Raw genomic sequence first — 17,990 nt, forward strand, 5'->3', positions numbered from 1 at the left:
CGTGACTTGCCCCCGACGATCTTCCTGAGCCAATGTCTGTATTTCGATTAGTGCGTTTCCCGGCCCTGGCAATTCTCCTTGGATGCTGCCTTGCTTCTGTGGCGTTTGCCGCGGACGAAGCCGTCGAGACCAGCCAGCCGCCACTGCAACTGTTTGCCACCGGGCTGGCCGGGCACAGTGCAATGTGCTGCGATGGCAATGGCAACGTCCTGGTGACCAACTATCGCCATCTCGGTTCGGTCGGAAAGATCAGTACCGAACTCGGCGCTCTTGTTCTGTGGGATGCTCCTAAAGCGAATGCCGATCAGGAAGAGCCCTTCCCTCTCGTCGGACTGGCGATCGACGACGACCAGCGTGTGTTGACGCTCGATGCGGAGCATGGCCGGCTATTGCGTTGGAATCCCGAAACCAAGATGGTCGGCATCCTGGCCGATCGATATCAGGGTCGCCGTTTCGATTCGTTATTCGCGGTCGACGTTGGGCCCGGCGGAAACATTTATTTCACCGAACCGGAGCGTTCTTCCGGAGATGGTGCCAACGGCGCACTATACCGCTTTGATGTCGCCACCAATCGTCCTCAGCTACTGGCGGATAGTTTGCATCTGCCAACCGGCATGGTGCTTTCGTCGGATGGCAAGTCGCTGCTCGTGGCCGAGTCGGCTCAGGCCCGTATCGCGGTCTTCCAGCTGAAAGACGATGCCCCGGCCGAGAAGGTCGCCACCTACTTTCTGACCGTGATGCTTGATGTCGACAACGCCAAAGAGATCGGTCGTCTTGGGCACGTAACGCTGGACCGACGTGGTTGGTTGTATGTCGCCTTGTGGGATCGAGGCGAGATTGCCGTGATCGATACTACCAGCGGCAAGTTGTTGGAACTGATCCCATGCGGCAGCGATCGCGTGTTCGGCCTGACGTTGTGGCAAGACGCCTTGCTGATGTCGATCCCCAGCAAAGAAGCAATCTATCGATATGATCTTCGCCCGCTGATCGGCCGCCACGCTCCGTAACGGCCTGCTTTCTCTTGGATCGGTCTAGTCAAGCGGATTGGTATGCATCCATCGTTGCAGGTCGAGCATCGGCTGCTGATCGACTTCAATAATGCCGCGACGTGGTCGATCGAGGTCGACGATAATGAACACCAGCAGCACGATCAACAGGGTCAGTACATAGATGGCGATCGAGGCTCGCGTGCCCGATAGGCCGGCCGAGAATCCGACGACCAGCCCGGTCATCAAAAACGTCATGTACAGCAGGATCAAGACCAACTCAGGAACATGCCGACCGAGCGCCGCGTCTCGTTCGCCAAACGAGTCGGCGACATCGTTCAGCGACTGAACATAGAGCCCCGTCAGCACTGGATTCGGATTCGCCTTAGCCGCATCGGTGGCCTGCTTCCACGTCGCCTCGAACGCGTCGGCGGTATCTTTGGTTAGTTTCTTCCGGACATCGCCGTGCGAGAGGTCGACAGTGCTTTCCTCGATGCGTAGATCGAGGTAGTTCTGGATATTGGCTCGGGCCGAATCGCGGATATCGTCTGGCAGAAGCTCGGTGCGAAGGTAAGCAGTGCCGATCGCGTTCGATTCTTTTACGACTGCCACGCTACGGTTATCGTAACGCTGGAGCGATAACGAGAAGGTGAACCCCAGCAGCAAGCCAAGGATCCCCAGCATCGCGCCTTGGATCGAAGAGACGTGGCCGCGAGTTGCTTCCGAAACAGCCGACTCGTACTTGCGGCCGCAGCGATAGCCGATCTCGACGATTGCCGCCATGGTCGCGAAGAGGATGGCCACAATGACAATGGTTGGCAAGGCGTACATTAGTTCTCGCATACCATGGGACAACGCTACGTTGCCGGACGGACCGAAGCGTCCAGGAGGGAACATCAGCGACGCCAAGCCCGACGCCGGTCACGCCTTGCCTTGGCTGCAGCCAGAGGGCCCGCGTCACAAGCGAGCCAACCAGCCGTTTGCCGCGTCGCCGCGACGCTACAAATATCGTTCCGATTTCAGCGGTCGTCAATCATTCGTTCCGCTGCTTGCCGATTGGGATGATTGCGCACGAAAAAAGGCCAGGCCGCTCGATTGGTTCGAGGGGCCTGGCCTTGGTTGGATCTCGCCAGGTTCGCTAAGCAAAGCTTATTGGTAGCGGCTGAACGGGGTTGGGCTCAGCGGTGCTGGGCTGGGGCTGGCCGGCGGATTGGCCGGGCCACCAGTTGGCGGCTGGAAGCGTTGCGATTGGGCTGGCATCTGCGGCGAGGCCGTTTGAATAACCGCACCATAGAAGTGGGTCGATTCTTCGATGGCCAACCGGGTCGTTGGATCTTCGCAGCGAACTTCCGCACGGAAGGTATGGTTGCCTTCGCTACGGCCGCGAGCTTTCACTTTCACGATTAATTCCTGGCCGGCGTTGACCGATGCGACTGGGCTCATCTGAACGACGTCGCCCTGGATGGTCCCCTTCCCGCCTTCGATGGCGATCGGTTCGATGCTGTTGCCGAAGCTGATCGTCATCATCACACCGCGGGCTTCTTTGGTACCGCGGTTGTTCAGGCGGAATTCGTATTCCACTTCCTGTCCGACTGGGATCGGACCGGTTGGATCGTTGACGGCCAGTTTCAAGTCGGCGACTGACTCGACGCGGGTCACCATTTCATGCTGGCTGTTGAGGCCCTGGTCGGCGTTGGCAGCAACCTGCAGGACGTTGTTTCCTTCGGTCATCAGCGTCGCGATGATCTGCAGTGCCTTCTCGGAATTCGGTTCGAGGGTTGGCATGCTCCAGACAACCTTGCCGGCGGCTTCGTCGTATTCACCACCGTGCGATGCCGACAGGAACTTCGAGCCTTCTGGCAGTCGAGCTTCCACCTGAACGGCACTTGCCGGAGCATTACCGGCGTTGGCGACGATCACAGCATAGCTGGCCGTGGTGGCGGCATACTTGATGGCTGGGCCCTGAGCATTGACAGCCAATTCGGCCCGACGGACCAGGACGTCATGCTGAGCCTGAGCAAAGAGCCCGTTCTCGGCAGCCGTTTCGGCTCGCAGCGACAAAGTGCCGGCCTGCTTGGCGGTCAGTTCCAGTTCCAGAACTTTCTGATCGCCAGGACCAATGGTGCCAATTGAATCGATAACCGTTGGATTCTGTCCCTTCTTGATCGGCATGATCGTGATCGAAACGTTGTCGGCTGGGCCACTACCCGCGTTGCGAGCGATGACTTTGAAGATCTGCGAGTCGCCAAACAGAATGTCGTTCGGGCCTTCGATCACCATTTCCAGCTTCGGTTCCAGAACCGAGAGTTGCGACTTCATCTGCAATGGAGCGAAGGCTACTTCTAGACCCAGTTCAAACGGCCGCGTCTGCGTCGCGATCAGGGTCAGTTCGAGGTAGCCTTCATTACGACCCAGCAAAACCGGGATGTCCCATTCGACTGCCTGGCCACCACTTTGCGTGGCAATTTGTCGAGGCGAACCCAAGGTGCCTCGCAGATCTTGCAACTGAATCCCTTGCGGCAGGGGAACATGAATGGTTAACTGGCGGGCATCGTCCTTGCCCAAGTTGCGAGCGTAGATGCGATAGTTGGTTGGTTTGCCCAGCACCATGGTTTTCGGACCGGTGGTTTCGATGGCCACGGCTGGGTTGTTGACCGCAAACAAGCTGTTCGCCGAAACTGGTCCACTGGGGGCAGTTGGTAGCGTTGCTTCTACGCTGGTCGTTGCTGGCGAGCGTTGTGGCATTGCCGTGCGTGCCGGAGCAGCTGGTTCGGTCGATGGCCAAGGCTGAGGCCTGCCAGCTTCACCTGACGTCGGGCCGGAACCGATCGAAGCAGCGCCGTTGGCGGACGGCGTGGTCGATGCTGGCAGATAACGAAACGGAGCCGCGGCAGCCGAGTTGGTGGGCTGATTCGGCATCGCTGGTGGTTGCGAATGAGGAGCTTCCAATTCCGGAGATTGCTGAGATGCTTCTTCCGGAGCGGCGGCTGGTGGATTGGTGCGGAGGCGACGTAGTGCTTCATCCAGCGATGAAGGAAGCCCTGCTGGGGCGGGACTGGGGCTGGATGGCACTGGTTCCAGAGCGGGACTGGTCAGCTGGCCGTAGCGACGACGGCTCGATTGACGTGTGCCCGACTCGCCAGAGGTTAGAATCGTTTCCGTTTCGGGCCAATCGCCCGTGGCGGAATCGATCCTGGCCGGCATCGGTTGCAGCGGTACCGAGCTATCGGGAGCGCTGAAGCGACTTGGCGCCGGGGACGACATGTCGTGTACGGCAGATTGCTTGCCTTCGGCGGCAACTTCCCGCTGGGGCATCAAACCTGAAATGACAACGTGGCCAAGGGCAGCCAGGACAATCAGTCCCGCGGTTCCCAGAATTGCGCTACGATGCATCATTGAATTTCCTGTCGTCCGTCAAAACAATATTTGGATTCCACTCTCGGTATCGGTTATTCAGAGATTACCGGTTTAGGGAATTGTTCGGATTTTGGAAAATGGATGGTTTGGGCACCCTTTTCCGGATATTCCGGTTTGATGTAACTCCATTGAAAGCAACAACTTCGTGACCACTTCACGCAAAGAACAGATCGTCAGCCTGTTGGAATCGGACCCAAATGACACCTTTTTGAGGTATGGGCTGGCGATGGAACTCCGCAAAGAAGCCAGTTATCCCGAGGCTCGAGCCGAGTTCGAGAAGCTGATGCGTGGCAATCCGCCCTACGTGGCGGCCTGGTTTATGTGCGGGCAAATGCTGGCCGAAATGGATGAAATTGAAGAGTCCCGAACTGTCCTCCGCGAAGGGATCGAAATTGCTCGCCAGCAAGGAGATGCCCATGCCGCCGGAGAAATGGGGGAATTGCTGGCATCGCTGGGGAGTTTCGGCGAGTAACTCCACGCCCAGGTGGTAAACCGGTTAGAATAAAACGAATCGGCTGGTTGCGTTGGGGCATCCAAGCCGAGGGCAGCCAGGTCCAGCGATCCGACAAGACGCTGGCAACCGGTCTCGTCCTGCCGAGCCGAGAAAAGCGAGCAGAGAAAAGGGAGTCGGAGTGCAATTCCAGCTAGCGTCCGCGTTCAAACCAGCCGGAGATCAGCCTGCCGCGATCGAGGCTTTGACCGAAGGAATCAAATCGGGCAAGAAGCACCAGTGTCTGCTCGGGGTGACCGGTTCCGGTAAGACGTTCACCATGGCGAACGTCATTCAAAACATGCAGCGCCCGACCCTGGTGATCTCGCACAATAAAACCCTGGCCGCGCAGCTCTATTCCGAATTCAAAGAGTTCTTCCCCAACAACGCGGTCCATTACTTCGTCAGCTATTACGACTATTACCAGCCGGAAGCCTACATCCCGCAGCGGGACATCTATATCGAGAAAGATGCCTCGATCAACGACGAGATCGACCGGCTGCGTCTGGCGTCGACTAGTGCCCTGGTCAGCCGTCGCGACGTGGTGATCATCGCCAGCGTCTCGAGTATCTATGGCTTGGGTTCGCCGGACGACTATAAGAAGATGATGGTCAGCATCCGGAAAGGACAGATCGTCGATCGCGATGACATCCTTTCCAAGCTGGTCGACATTCTTTACGAACGAAACGACGTCTCGTTTGAACGCTCGAAGTTTCGTGTTCGGGGCGACTGTCTGGAAATCTGGCCATCGTACGAAGAGTTCGCCTACCGCATCGAATTGTGGGGAGACGAAGTCGAGCAGTTGGCGATCATCAACCCAACCACCGGCGAGATCATTTCGCATCAGGAACAACTGTTTATCTACCCGGCCAAGCACTTTGTGATGCCGGAAGAGCGGATCGAGAAGGCGGTTCAAAAGATCCGAGCCGAACTGAACGGTCGCCTGGAAGAGCTGAAACAAGCTGGCAAATTGCTGGAAGCGCAGCGATTGAATGCCCGTACTCGTTTCGATCTCGAGATGATGCAGGAGGTCGGCTTCTGCCCTGGGATCGAAAACTACAGCCAGCCACTTTCGGGCCGGCCATCGGGGGCTCCGCCAAGCACGCTGTATGACTTCTTCCCCGACGACTTCCTGTTGTTCGTCGACGAATCGCACGTGACGGTCTCGCAGATATCGGCCATGTATCACGGCGACCGCAGCCGCAAGATGAACCTGGTCGAACATGGTTTCCGGTTGCCGAGTGCCCTGGATAATCGCCCACTGAAGTTCGAGGAATGGGAGAACATCCTCAACCAGACGGTGTTCGTCTCGGCGACTCCTTCCAACTACGAGCTGGAAAAGACCGCCGGTGAGGTGGTCGAACAGATCATTCGTCCGACCGGGCTGCTCGATCCGGTGGTGGAAGTCTGCCCGGCTCGCGGTCAGGTACCTCACTTGCTGGAACAGATTCGCGAACGGGTAGCGGCGGGCGATCGAACCTTGGTCACGACGCTCACCAAACGACTCGCCGAAGACCTGGCGCATTACTTCTCGGAACAAGGGATCGCCTGTAAGTGGCTCCATAGCGAGCTCGATGCCTTCGAGCGTGTCGAGTTGCTGCGTGACCTGCGGGAAGGCAAGTTCGACTGCCTGGTCGGGGTGAACCTTCTGCGCGAAGGTCTCGACCTTCCGGAAGTTTCGCTGGTGGCGATCCTGGATGCCGATAAGGAAGGCTTCTTGCGTAGCGAAACGTCGCTGATTCAGACGATTGGTCGATCGGCTCGTAACGTGAATGCCAAGGTGATCATGTATGCCGACCGGATTACGGCCGCCATGCAAAGTGCCATCGATGAAACGGCCCGTCGTCGCGAGATCCAGCAGGCGTACAACGAAGAGCACAACATCACCCCGGAAACGGTCAAAAAGAACATCCGCCGGGGGATCGAGGCGGAAGCGGACGCTCATCGCAAAGCGAATCAAGCTGTCGGCTTGACCGACGATTCCGAGATCATCACCCAGGAATACATTTCCGAGCTGCAAAAGGAAATGATGGACGCCGCCGAGAATCTCGAGTTCGAACGGGCCGCCGCCATTCGTGACCGAATCTCGAAGATGGAAGATTCCATCGGCAAAAAGAAGAGCGAAGTCGATGTCAAAGATGGTGGCAAAGGCCGCAAGAAGGGGCGTCGGACCCGCGGTGGCGGCAAGATCCCACGCCCCAAGAAAGGGGCATCTTAAAACGATTGCATGCCAGCACTGCTGCTGCATGCGTGGTGATGTAGGAAAGCTGGTCAGAGCTTGACGAGGCCGTTCGATCGGAGTGGGGCGAAATTTCGATTTTGCCGATTTTCCGAGGCTTAATTGGCCGACTCTAGAAGACGTAAGTGTGTCAGGTTGCCGAATCGACGCGACCAGAAACGCGCCGAGACTGCGCGACGACAACCATCATCCTGGAGTATGTACAGAATGACCAAGCTGATCCCCTTCACCTTTGTTTTGGCGATTGTCGCCCTGACCTCGCAGGTCAATGCTCAAGAGCTGAAGGTTGTCGATCACGACAAGCCGGAGACCCCGACGGTGGAAGAAATGCCGTCGCTGGGCAACGCCACTCCGGAGATGTGGTTCTACCTGCAAGAACTGCGACGCTATGAAGATCCATCGGCGGCTCGCCGTCGTCGTGCGGAACTGACCGCCGCCGCTCGTCGTTCGCGGATGTTCTCGCAGCAGTGGTACGGCATCAACAACCTTCGCCCAACGGCCAACGCGGTTCCAATGATGTACCGCTACTCGGCTCACCAGTCGAATGTGCCTTGGGACGCCACCCAGCACACCTACTTCCGTATGGCTACGCCTCCAGTTTCGGGTGGCCCACGCCAGTTCTAAGCCTGGTGGAAGCGACAAAACAAACGATCAAGGATCGGCCCAACCGCCGGTCCTTCTTCATGCGCGGTCTGGTTATGGCGTGGGTTCTTCCAGACGATAGTCTTTCAGCCAGTTCTTAAGCCGGCCCGCCTGAAGCGGCTCGATCGATTCGAGCTCGTACGTGCTGACGCCGACATGCATCGCTGAGCCTGGCCGAACGGTTACCGTCACGTGACTCGGAACGACGCTACTGCGAAACGTTTGGTACTGAACGTGTCCCGCGAGCGTGCCCCAGCGCGTCTCGCAGTCGTAAGAAAGAATCCGCCAGTCGCCATCGGTCGCCAGGCGAATCGTGCCACCGGTAACCAGCGTATCGGCCGGGCGGACGGGCGCGTTGTAAGTGAACTTCAGCGTCGCAACCTTCGTTTCAGGATCGATGGAAAGGGAATGGATTGTCGTCGCTTCGTGGTCTTCCACCAACGAGATCAACGACTTTCCACAGATTGAATAGCCGGCATGCAGCAGCGGGAAAATCGCTTCGCCGGCACGAGCAAGTTCTTTCTCGCGCTGCTTCCCTTTCACCAGACGCTTACGTTGGTAGTCGTTATCGTGATCGGGACCTGCGAGCGTGAAGCCATACTTGGGATTTACAGCGATGACAGATCGCTTGCCATCGCGAGTGCCTGCCACGCAGATCTGCTGGTTGTCGCTGGCGAACGTAACGTGATCTTCGCTCCAGTGAACGCCTAGCCCGGTGTCGTCGTTGATGGCATTGGTATAGCGGCAGCTACCGGCGACACCTCCCGCGGTGGCCTCAAGCCTTTTCCAGCCATCGATGGCGGAATCGGGCATGGTCGGCGCTTCGGCAAAGAGCCACGTCGACAACAGAAGCAGGCAAGGTAACGAAAGCAGGTGGCGATACAACATCGAGATCCTCATCCGTGACTCGGGGGTGGCAAGTGCCGCTGCATGGGCGGTTAGCTTCCTATTGAACGCACTTCGCTGGCGTCGATCAAGTAAATTGTCGTATGTCGCGCAGCATACTGACGGGTGAGGAGGATCCGGCGAAAATGATGGCATACTGAAAGAAGCGTCATCAGCAACATCAGGAGATACCGCGGATGAAAACTCGACTTCCTTCATTTGCAGTAATCTTGGCGGCGGCAACGCTGGCCGGAGGAGCCGCGATGGCATTGGCACAAAAAGAAATGCAATCGCTGGATATCGAACCGGCTGAAACCGATCCGCCGGTGGGGATCGCCATCGTCGAGCTCTACACGTCGCAAGGCTGCAGCAGTTGTCCGTCGGCCGATCTGGTGCTGCGAGAATTGAAAGCGACCGCGGCCGAATCGAAGCTGCCGATCTACCCGCTCTCGTTTCATGTCGACTATTGGAACAACCTTGGTTGGCCCGATCCTTACAGCGAAGATCTCTTTACGCGTCGTCAGCGAGCATATGCGACGGCGATGGGAAGCCAACGCGTTTACACACCGCAGATGATTGTGAATGGTCGCGTCGAATTTGTTGGTTCCGACCGGGCAAAAGCGCGGAAGGTGGTTGAGCACGCGCTGAAGCAAAAGGCCGAGGTTGAGATCGAATTAAATGTCAAGCCAGATAGTCCGATGCGGCAGGTCACAGTCGCCTATCGCTTAAAAGGACCGATCGAAGGACGCTATCTCAACATCGCCCTGGTCGATAATCCTGCAGCAAACGAAGTCCCTAACGGAGAGAACGCTGGCCGCACATTACAGCATGCGAACGTCGTCCGGGCGTTGCGACCGGTGGCGATTGCGAATGCGGAGGGAAGCGTCGAATTTGAACTTCCCGAAGATGTGGCTGAGGCTGCCTGGCAGGTCGTCGCTTTCGTCCAGGATCCACAAACGCTGGCGATCGTCGGTGCGACGGCGAAATAGGTCGGGCCGAATGATTGGCTGTGAACGCGTGCTGACCGATTAAGACTCCCACTCCGGTTGCCGCCGAAGAATTGAAGGCATGACGAACTGATCGAGCCGTTCATTGGTCGCCACACCGATGCCAGGCCCTTCCCAGGCCGCGACCTGACTCGCTTCCGCGATTGACAGGCAAAACGCCTTGCATACGAGGTTTACGAGCCATACCGTGCTTCGCTTGTCGTTGGGAAGCTCGTGAAACAAGACTTCCATGGCAGAAGAGAGCGTCTTGCCACGAACGACGGATGATCTCAGCCGCTCGACCAGGCTTGGGTCGAGATGTGGTTTGCTTTCCATGGGGCGACTTCCTGAGAGACATCACAAGTGGTTTGCCAGATTGCAGGTAGATGTTCGTCAAAAATCTAGCATCTAAAATGACACCACATGCCCCTCATTATGGCTGGCATCAAAACCCTAACCCTGGCCCAATCAGCGACCCGGTCCTTACGGTGCCATCCGTGATGTTGAACATGCCGGGGAATCGATCGCGCCAGCCATCGTTGCCAGCAGGGCAATATTGGCGACCGTTCCCTTCGATTGCGGCAATCGTTGGCAGTCGTGCAGCGATACTGGCAGAGTGCAGGAACGAAGCGCCGGGGCAGGTCAAATCCTGCACGCACAGAAACAGTCCGTATTTCTGCGCGGCGGCTCCCATCAGCAACGCTTCGGAATGTCCCTTGCAAGCCTTCAAGGCGACACCGCTGTAGCCCTGCTCGCGCGAGAGGAAGAGCGTTTCGAGGTCGATCAACGACTCATCAATGACCACCGGTTTGATTTCTGCAGCGGCATGCATCTTGTTCTCCGGATGCTTTCGCAGATCGCGATGGGTTGGCTGTTCGATGTACTGAACACGCTGCATCGCGGCTGGACTGGTCGCTTGTAATTTCGCCAGAAAATCGAGCACATACTGGACACTGGCACACTTCTCGTTGAAGTCGAGCGAATAGAACCAGGCAGTGATTCCACGCTTTGCCTGGGCTTCGCTTGAAACGGCGTCAATTTTAGTGACCCGGGCCACATCCCAGTCGAGGTCGTCGCCATTCAGCTTGATCTTCAGGTGGGTAAGGCCATCGGCTGCGATCCATTGATCGAGCGTCTCGGGCAGGCCGTCGCCGACGGGCGAAGTTAGTTCGCCGGCATCGAGTGGATCGAGCGCCCCGACCAGGTGATACAGAGGCATCGTCGCCCGAGGCTCGCGGAGCGTGTACCTGTCGAGGTGTTCGCCGGCAAAGTCTTCATTCAGAAAGCTCGCCAGGTCTTCTTCAATGAACTCTGGGCCGAGCGTGTTGTAGCTGTTCAGGCCAAGGGCTTTGCCGTACGCATCATGGATGGCGGCATCGACTGGGCTGCCAGCGACCATCAACGCGAGCATGGGAATCGCTTCGGGAAGCCCCTGCTCTCCTTCCAGTTGTTTGCCAATCGAAAGCAGCGGCTGGTGAAGCGACCGCGCGTGCTGCAGCGGATGCGCTGGCTGATTCAGTTGACTGGCTTCGGCGGAAAAGCGGTGCGCCACGTCGATCATCGATTTCAGCGTTTGCTCGCTGTCGACTTGCGAAGATGGCCAGCCCCAGACGTTGCCCATCGGCATCGAACCATACCCTTTGCCGATCTGGCCGGCCCGGGTTTCGACGGTAATCTCGACGTTGAAGAGAGTCACATCCGTGACGACGCGCCCACCGAACTTCATCGGGCTGCGGTACTGGATGGTTTGCGTCGAGGGAACGACGTCTCGGATGACGATATCGGTAGGCTTGCTCATGAGTGGCTCATCCATGCAAGGAGGGGAAGGAGGAGCCACCCATGGTAAGCGTTCTCAGGCGACGTGCAATTACCCACGAAGCCTGAGTCGTTACCTGATTCGACAGCGATCGATCGCGAGAGGGTCTACTTAGACCAGACCCTTGCGGACAGCCCAGACAGCGGCCTGAGTACGATCGGAAACACCGACCTTACGCAGAATGTGCTGGACATGTTCTTTGACGGTCTCGTAGCTGATGTGCAGAGCCTGAGCGATTTCCTTGTTGGTCAGCCCCAGGGCCAACTGGCGAAGGACTTCGCTTTCACGCTGCGTCAGCGGAACTTCGACGTCGGCGTTCAAGCGTGGCGTTGCCAAGGCACCGGTCACACGACGCAGTTCGTCACGCGTCCAGGCGTTTTCGCCACGGTGAGCCGTGCGAATGGCGTCCAGCAGGCGATCCTTCGGATCCCCCTTCAGAACGTAGCCCGCGGCACCCAGGGCCACGGCACGTGCGACGTAGGTTGGGTTGTCGTAGGTCGACAGAACGAGGATCGCCAGGTTAGGGTGATCCAGCTTCAGTCGGCCGAGGGTCGTGAGGCCGTCCCCTTCCGGCATACGAATATCTAGCAGCACGACGTCTGGTTTGACTTCGTCGACCAGCGTGATCGCTGCGTCACCAGTCGCGGCCTCGCCGACGATCTCGATGTCGCTATCTGCCACCAGCGTCTTCAATCCGCAACGGACCACTTCATGGTCGTCTGCAACTAAGAGTCGAATTGCCATCGATTACTCCACATCAATCTCATGGTATGCCGCATCCTAGATTCTGCTGAAGAATCGAATCAAACGCGATGCTGACAGGTTCCGTCTTGGTCCCTCGGCAGCATTTCATCTGAGGCAATCTCTGGCCGATCTTGCCTTTCGATACGGTTGTCTACTGTTTTTGCCCTTGGATTCGCGGTACTCGCTGAAACGAGTTTCACGAAAAAAAACTTGCACAAGAGGTAGATACCCCACTGGTGTCGTACTCAGTTCAGCATACCACCCGCTAGAGATAAAGTAACTTAACCCGCGAAAATTGCTAGGGCTGGCACCCACAGCAGATGGATACTGACCAACTCATCGATCAAAAAACTCGGGTGTTTCAACTACTTACGCCGAGGTGCTTGCGGCTTCCCCGCACTAACCTCGTGCTCGACAGTAAGCGAAAGTTGAGCACGTGTTTGAGATTCTTAACGAATCATGCTGAAACGCCGCAATGCGGTGTCAAGAAAAAAAATGGGAAATACTTCTTGCTACGGTAGCATTTGATCCCAATTTTTTAGATAGGGTTTACCGTAAGTCCCCTGCAATACGCGACATTTGGAGCCGGCCGACCTGGGGATGATGGGATATTCGCGGAGAATGTCGCGAGAGAAAAAAGAAAGAGGCGCCGGCCGGATTCGAACCGGCGATGGTGGATTTGCAATCCACTGCCTTAGCCACTTGGCCACGGCGCCTTAACTTTGCCACCTTAAGTGGTGATCAGCGATTGGTCTGATTATTTCAAATTCGCTGACTTTGACAATGGTATCGGCTGCTAAGAGACGATCTCTTTATCGATTTTCTTAACAACTGGCAAGCTTTCTCTAGTTCGCAGGAAGCAATTCTTTGGCAGTGTGCTGTTGCCCGGTGCTGGCATGGTTCGATGACCATATCCATCACCAAATACAACTTACTGCCTTAGGAAAAGGAATCTTCCGGTGCGGCAACTTTTAGCTTGGGTGACCAGTTTCACCAGGAAAGACCAACTCGTCAACCAAGCGGTTCGTCAGTTGGCCGAAATCGCTCAACAAAAGGCAGAATTGTTTGCTAGCGATCTGACCCCCGAAGAGCTGGAAGGTTATCGCCGGGCGCGTCTTCGCCAAACCGTGCGAGAATATGTCGACTCGCTCCGCCAGCAGCGGCCTGAATCGAGCCGTCAGCGTCAGCAATTGCTCGATGCCATCCTCGATCGCCTGGCAGTGGGCGAGAATTATTCGTCTGCTGCGATGATCGAATCGTGCGAAGCGCCCCGACAAGCGGCATAACCGCTAAGCTCGCCGGCAATCGGAAATAATTCTCACCACGACGCGATTCGTGAGGGTTTCGGCCTGCGATCTTTGCCGATCTCGCAAAAGGTGCCTAATCGGGCATCCCCTTCCCTAACTCATGCCCAGCGTGAATGCGAGATTGATGATGAATCCTACCCAAAATCAATTGCCTGACCTGCGCAAAATTAACCAGCGATTGGCATTGAATTCCGTTCGAGTTCAGGCCTTCCTGAATGGACTCGCTCCGCGGATGGACGCCCTGGTGGCGGCTGCTCGTGAAGGAAACCTGGCCGAAATCGGTCGAGTCAGCCACTTCATCCACCGCTGCTGCGATGTCTACGGCTATGAAGAATTAGCTTCGCGTGCCGCCGACGTCTGCGAAGCGGCTGCTGCTTGCGAACCGATTTTGGAAGTCGATCGAAAGATCGTGCGATTGGTTGGTGCGTTTGCTCGAACCAACGAGAAGATGGCGGTCGCCTCCCAGGTCTAGGTCTGGGGCTGCCGACGCAAGGATGGGGACGCGACTAGTGTCCCCCCTCCAGCTTCTTGAGACGCTCCTCTTTCTCGAGGGCTTCTTTGCGTTCTTTCTTTCGCGCCTCTTCGTTCTCGCGGTTGGTGCCAAAACCAACCACCATCACGCCTAGCGAAACCAGCAACACCACGTAGATATAGGCCAGGACCCAGCTTTTGCCTTCTTCTTCCTCACCGGCCCCTTGCGCGAAGACAGGGCTTGCCATGACTTGCATGAACAACAGGACGAACAGGATCGTGGCTCGGCGAAGGGTCAGCATGGAGAGTTCCTGCGATTAGGCGCGGTCAAAACGAGAACCCTAGTTTAACCTGAAGGATTGGCACCGCAAAACCATCCCTCGCACCATTTTAGCGGTTCCCTGCCCTGTTGTCCGGAACCCCACTCACTGGCTGCTAGGTGCGGTGGCGTATTCTGGTTTGGGTAATTCGGCGGCGGTGTCTTCGTTTTCGTTGTCCTCGAGATCGTCGCCTTCCTCTTCTGGGCGACGCCACCGCGAGATCAGACCTTCATAGGTTTCCACGGTCAGGCTAAACAAGCTTGGCACTAAAACCAGCGTCAGGAAGGTCGAAACGAGCAAACCTCCCAAAACTACGCTTCCCAGCCCGCGATAAAGTTCGCTACCGGAACCTGGGAACAGCACCAGCGGCATCAGGCCGAGAACTGTTGTCATCGTGGTCATAAAGATCGGGCGGATACGGGACCGGACACTTTCCAGCACCGACTCGCGCAGGTTCATGCCATCTTCCCGCATGTGATTTAACGCCTGGTGCACAATCAGAATCGGATTGTTCACCACCGTTCCGATCAGGATCACGAAGCCGAGCATCGTCAGCACGTCCAGCGGCTGCAGCACGAACAGATTTAACAGCGAGAGCGCCATCACGCCACCGACCGCCCCCAGCGGCACGCTGAGGATGATCACGAATGGATAGATCCACGATTCAAACAAAGCCGCCATCAAAAGGTACGTGATCAACAGAGCCAGGATCACATTGAATCGCAGCGAGATCCAGGTGTCTTGCAGCTTATCGGCCGTCCCGGAAAGGCCAATGCGATAGCCATCGGGGATTGTGCCGTCGGCGATCATCGGATTGACGATCTCGTTGGTGATCCGCTGCATTGCGTCTTCCAACGCCATTTCAGGCGGTGGCGAAACTTCGATGGTGATCGACCGGAGTCGTTCGCGATGGTTGATTTGCTCTGGGCCACTCTTCAGGCTCACGTCGGCGAGCGCCGTTAGCGGAATCAATTCGCCGCCAGGCGTGGCGATGGGAAGCGAAGCAATCTTCTGCGTTGAATCGGCAAAGTGCGTCTCGCCGATGATCGTCAGGTCGATCTTCTTACCATCCAGGAAGTAGTCACCGGCATAGGCACCGTCGATCAAGGCATTGGCGGTGTAACCGAGGTCCGAGCTCGTCACACCCATTTCGGCGGCTTGCACCAGGCGTGGTTCGATATGCAGTTCAGGACTCGAAAGGTCGAGGCTCGGCACCGGACGAACCTGGGCCGATGGCATCATGTTCGGGCTTTTGACTTTGCCTAAGATCTGCCCGCCAATCCCAACCAGCGTCGGAAGTTCCGGCCCGGTGATTTCAACTTCGACCGTACGACCGCCGGTCAGACCTTGCTCGAATAGGCTCGATTGCTTCGCCACGGCGAACGTCCCTGGCAGCTTTGCTCCGACCGATTGCACGAGCGGAACCAACTCGCCGCAGCGCTGGTCGTCGTAGGTTCGCAGCCCCATGAAAACCTGGCGTCCACGAGCGACAAAAAAGAAGTCGCTGATCGCCGGGTACTTCGCATTTTGCACCGCCGGATCGTTCGGATCGACGTCCCAGTAAGGCTTCAATTCGTCTTCGACCGTTTTGCCGAGGGCCATCAGCTGATCGATATTGTAGCCTGGCGGCGGCAGCAGAATTCCGAACACGAGGTTTCGGTTACCGGTCGGAAGGTATTCGACCTTTGGCCATAAAGCCCAGCTTAAAACAACCGTGGCAGCCAGAATGATTCCGATCACCGCGACGCGGCGAAAGACGGTTGCCATCAGCCAGCGATTGAGCGCGACGACCAACTCGATCGTCGCATTGCCCATCTTGCCGATGGCGGCTTCCAGCCCCGATGCAGCAGCCGGGGCGGCTGTTTTCGCATGGCCATTGCCGTTCGAGGGATTGTGCTTGCTCGACTTGCGTGAGCCATGGAAGAGACGCGAGGCAGCCGTCGGGATCACCGACATGGAAACGACCAACGAAAGCGCGACGGCCGCACTAATTGCCAAGGCAATGTCTCGGAACAACTGCCCCGCTTCTTCCTGCACAAACACAATCGGGAGGAACACCGCAACGGTGGTGGCCGTCGAAGCGAAGACCGCCCCCCACACTTCCTGCGTTCCTTTGGAAGCCGCTTTCAGTGGCGGATCGCCCAGCTGATAGTGACGATAAATGTTTTCCAGCACAACGACCGCGTTGTCGACGAGCATACCGACGGCGAACGCCAGACCGGCAAGGCTGATCACGTTCAACGACCGCCCCAACGCCCCGAGGATCAAAAACGTTCCGATGATACTGGTTGGAATCGCCAACGCGACCACCAGGGCCCCGCGAGCGAACCAGAAGCCTGCGACAATCAACAGCACTAAGCAGGGAATGAACAGCCAGCCACTGACCGTCGCCGAAGCGATCGCCAACGCCATGGCCACGGGAATCAGCATCAGCGTGCGAACGCCCAGATGCAAAAACAGCATCAGCACGCAGATGGTCAACGCACCGCCGATAAAGATGTTTTGCTGAACCAGGTCGACCGACGAATAGATGTAGTCGGTTTCGTCGTAGACCTGAACAAGCTGTAGCCCTTTGGACTTCAGCAGGCCTTCGTCCAGTTCTTCGCGAACGTGTCGCAAGCCATCCATCACGTCCAGCACGTTGGCGTTGGTTTCGCGAATGCAGTTGATCCCAATCGCCGACTCGCCAAAGCGACGCATGATGCCGGTTGGCTTCTTATAACCGTGTCGCACTTCGCCAACATCACGAACATAAACCGGCACGCCGTCTCGGACCGCCAGCAATTGATTCTCGACCTGCTCCGGCGAACGGAATTGCCCCAGCGTTCGCACGACCCAGCGACGCTTCCCTTCCCAGAAGTCGCCGGCCGAGGTGTCTTCGTTCTGGCCAGAGAGGACGCGGCGAACGTCGGAAATCGTCAAGCTACGGGCAGCCAGCCTTTCGGGGTGGACGATCACCTGAATCTCGTCTTCCAGGCCGCCGATCACATTCGACTGCGAGACACCACTGACTCGTTCAAAGCGGGCTTCGATTTCATCTTCGGCGAATCGCTTCAACGTTTGGATGTCGAGCGATTCTGGCGGGAGCAGTTCCTGGAACTCGTAATGCTCGTCGGCAGCTCGGCGCAGCTTTAGCATCTGCACCCCGATGTTCGGAGCGAATTCAACTTCGTCGATGGTCTCTTTCAGTTGCGGATGCTTCTGGCGGAACTCGGCGAACTCTTCGTCGGACGGACGACGGGCACTGAGCACGAACCAGGCAATTGGTCGATCGGAAGAATTGGCCGTGCTGATGATCGGTTGATCGGCATCTTCCGGATAGTCAGGAACCTGGGCGAGGCGGCTGTTCACCTTCAGCAAGGCTTCGTCCATGTTGGTGCCGACGAGAAACTCGAGCGTGATCTTCGCCGACGAGTCGCTGCTTTCCGAAGTCATCTTGCGGATGCCTTCGACGCTCTTGAGTTGCTCTTCCTGTTCGATGACGATCTCTTGTTCGATTTCCTGCGGGCTGGCACCAGGCCACTTCGTTTCCACGGTGATCGTCGGCGTTTCGACCTCAGGCGTCAGGGCCATCGGCATGCGAAACAAGGCGACCGTGCCGAACAGTGCGACGAGCAGCACGCCGACGGAAACTTTGACAGGATTGTTGAGGAAAAACTCGATCATCGGATTAGCTTTTGCGTTGGG

Annotated in this window: 15 protein-coding genes and 1 tRNA gene; 7 read left to right on the forward strand and 9 right to left on the reverse strand. The window is 57.2% G+C overall.

The window, feature by feature from the left end; translation table 11 throughout:
- Positions 1-32: 32 nt before the first annotated feature.
- The gene (locus AB1L30_RS01740) at positions 33-1,007 is read left to right on the forward strand and encodes an SMP-30/gluconolactonase/LRE family protein (protein ID WP_367011599.1); all 975 of its coding nucleotides are present in this window, start codon (positions 33-35) and stop codon (positions 1,005-1,007) included.
- Between the two features lie 24 nt (positions 1,008-1,031).
- Here the strand turns inward: AB1L30_RS01740 and AB1L30_RS01745 are convergent, their stop codons facing one another.
- On the reverse strand, positions 1,032-1,883 hold the full coding sequence (locus tag AB1L30_RS01745) for a hypothetical protein (RefSeq protein WP_367011600.1): 852 nt from the start codon (positions 1,881-1,883) through the stop codon (positions 1,032-1,034).
- Positions 1,884-2,135: 252 nt separating this feature from the next.
- A complete protein-coding gene (locus AB1L30_RS01750; RefSeq protein ID WP_367011601.1) occupies positions 2,136-4,382 on the reverse strand; it encodes a hypothetical protein in 2,247 nt (748 codons plus the stop codon).
- Positions 4,383-4,548: 166 nt separating this feature from the next.
- On the opposite strand from AB1L30_RS01750, the gene AB1L30_RS01755 reads away from it, so the two are divergent.
- The 3 genes from AB1L30_RS01755 (at position 4,549) to AB1L30_RS01765 (ending at position 7,756) form a co-directional block, all read left to right on the forward strand.
- On the forward strand, positions 4,549-4,875 hold the full coding sequence (locus AB1L30_RS01755; RefSeq protein WP_367011602.1) for a tetratricopeptide repeat protein: 327 nt from the start codon (positions 4,549-4,551) through the stop codon (positions 4,873-4,875).
- 160 nt (positions 4,876-5,035) lie between these two features.
- The gene (gene uvrB, locus AB1L30_RS01760; RefSeq protein WP_367011603.1) at positions 5,036-7,111 is read left to right on the forward strand and encodes an excinuclease ABC subunit UvrB; all 2,076 of its coding nucleotides are present in this window, start codon (positions 5,036-5,038) and stop codon (positions 7,109-7,111) included.
- A gap of 228 nt (positions 7,112-7,339) precedes the next feature.
- Complete coding sequence (locus AB1L30_RS01765; RefSeq protein ID WP_345085599.1) at positions 7,340-7,756, forward strand: hypothetical protein; 417 nt, start codon at positions 7,340-7,342, stop codon at positions 7,754-7,756.
- Positions 7,757-7,828: 72 nt separating this feature from the next.
- Here the strand turns inward: AB1L30_RS01765 and AB1L30_RS01770 are convergent, their stop codons facing one another.
- The gene (locus AB1L30_RS01770; RefSeq protein ID WP_367011604.1) at positions 7,829-8,662 is read right to left on the reverse strand and encodes a hypothetical protein; all 834 of its coding nucleotides are present in this window, start codon (positions 8,660-8,662) and stop codon (positions 7,829-7,831) included.
- A gap of 194 nt (positions 8,663-8,856) precedes the next feature.
- Here AB1L30_RS01770 and AB1L30_RS01775 point away from each other — a divergent pair, with 194 nt between their 5' ends.
- Positions 8,857-9,648 (forward strand): DUF1223 domain-containing protein, encoded by a 792-nt coding sequence (locus AB1L30_RS01775; RefSeq protein ID WP_367011605.1) that lies wholly within the window; start codon positions 8,857-8,859, stop codon positions 9,646-9,648.
- Positions 9,649-9,687: 39 nt separating this feature from the next.
- Here the strand turns inward: AB1L30_RS01775 and AB1L30_RS01780 are convergent, their stop codons facing one another.
- The 4 genes from AB1L30_RS01780 to AB1L30_RS01795 form a co-directional block, all read right to left on the reverse strand.
- Positions 9,688-9,981, reverse strand: a complete 294-nt coding sequence (locus AB1L30_RS01780; RefSeq protein WP_367011606.1) for a hypothetical protein — start codon at positions 9,979-9,981, stop codon at positions 9,688-9,690.
- A gap of 109 nt (positions 9,982-10,090) precedes the next feature.
- On the reverse strand, positions 10,091-11,443 hold the full coding sequence (locus AB1L30_RS01785) for a mandelate racemase/muconate lactonizing enzyme family protein (protein ID WP_367011607.1): 1,353 nt from the start codon (positions 11,441-11,443) through the stop codon (positions 10,091-10,093).
- 129 nt (positions 11,444-11,572) lie between these two features.
- Complete coding sequence (locus AB1L30_RS01790) at positions 11,573-12,205, reverse strand: response regulator transcription factor (RefSeq protein ID WP_345085584.1); 633 nt, start codon at positions 12,203-12,205, stop codon at positions 11,573-11,575.
- A gap of 644 nt (positions 12,206-12,849) precedes the next feature.
- Positions 12,850-12,921 (reverse strand) — tRNA-Cys (locus tag AB1L30_RS01795).
- Positions 12,922-13,164: 243 nt separating this feature from the next.
- Between AB1L30_RS01795 and AB1L30_RS01800 the strand changes: the two genes are divergently transcribed.
- Together AB1L30_RS01800 and AB1L30_RS01805 are read left to right on the forward strand one after the other, a co-directional pair.
- Positions 13,165-13,491 (forward strand): hypothetical protein, encoded by a 327-nt coding sequence (locus tag AB1L30_RS01800; protein WP_367011608.1) that lies wholly within the window; start codon positions 13,165-13,167, stop codon positions 13,489-13,491.
- Positions 13,492-13,636: 145 nt separating this feature from the next.
- The gene (locus AB1L30_RS01805; RefSeq protein ID WP_367011609.1) at positions 13,637-13,984 is read left to right on the forward strand and encodes a hypothetical protein; all 348 of its coding nucleotides are present in this window, start codon (positions 13,637-13,639) and stop codon (positions 13,982-13,984) included.
- 34 nt (positions 13,985-14,018) lie between these two features.
- Here AB1L30_RS01805 and AB1L30_RS01810 read toward each other — a convergent pair whose 3' ends face one another.
- Positions 14,019-14,285, reverse strand: coding sequence for a hypothetical protein (locus AB1L30_RS01810; RefSeq protein ID WP_367011610.1), 267 nt, complete (start codon positions 14,283-14,285; stop codon positions 14,019-14,021).
- A 123-nt stretch (positions 14,286-14,408) separates the two neighbouring features.
- Positions 14,409-17,969, reverse strand: a complete 3,561-nt coding sequence (locus AB1L30_RS01815; RefSeq protein ID WP_367011611.1) for an efflux RND transporter permease subunit — start codon at positions 17,967-17,969, stop codon at positions 14,409-14,411.
- Positions 17,970-17,990: the final 21 nt, after the last annotated feature.

Source organism: Bremerella sp. JC817 (assembly GCF_040718835.1).
GTDB lineage: Bacteria > Planctomycetota > Planctomycetia > Pirellulales > Pirellulaceae > Bremerella.

Coding starts and splice junctions, on each gene's coding strand:
- AB1L30_RS01740 (WP_367011599.1), top strand. CDS start 33: ATGTCTGTATTTCGATTAGTGCGTTTCCCGGCCCTGGCAATTCTCCTT.
- AB1L30_RS01745 (WP_367011600.1), bottom strand. CDS start 1,883: ATGTTCCCTCCTGGACGCTTCGGTCCGTCCGGCAACGTAGCGTTGTCC.
- AB1L30_RS01810 (WP_367011610.1), bottom strand. CDS start 14,285: ATGCTGACCCTTCGCCGAGCCACGATCCTGTTCGTCCTGTTGTTCATG.
- AB1L30_RS01815 (WP_367011611.1), bottom strand. CDS start 17,969: ATGATCGAGTTTTTCCTCAACAATCCTGTCAAAGTTTCCGTCGGCGTG.
- AB1L30_RS01785 (WP_367011607.1), bottom strand. CDS start 11,443: ATGAGCAAGCCTACCGATATCGTCATCCGAGACGTCGTTCCCTCGACG.
- AB1L30_RS01770 (WP_367011604.1), bottom strand. CDS start 8,662: ATGTTGTATCGCCACCTGCTTTCGTTACCTTGCCTGCTTCTGTTGTCG.
- AB1L30_RS01775 (WP_367011605.1), top strand. CDS start 8,857: ATGAAAACTCGACTTCCTTCATTTGCAGTAATCTTGGCGGCGGCAACG.
- AB1L30_RS01790 (WP_345085584.1), bottom strand. CDS start 12,205: ATGGCAATTCGACTCTTAGTTGCAGACGACCATGAAGTGGTCCGTTGC.
- AB1L30_RS01750 (WP_367011601.1), bottom strand. CDS start 4,382: ATGATGCATCGTAGCGCAATTCTGGGAACCGCGGGACTGATTGTCCTG.
- AB1L30_RS01805 (WP_367011609.1), top strand. CDS start 13,637: ATGATGAATCCTACCCAAAATCAATTGCCTGACCTGCGCAAAATTAAC.
- AB1L30_RS01780 (WP_367011606.1), bottom strand. CDS start 9,981: ATGGAAAGCAAACCACATCTCGACCCAAGCCTGGTCGAGCGGCTGAGA.
- AB1L30_RS01765 (WP_345085599.1), top strand. CDS start 7,340: ATGACCAAGCTGATCCCCTTCACCTTTGTTTTGGCGATTGTCGCCCTG.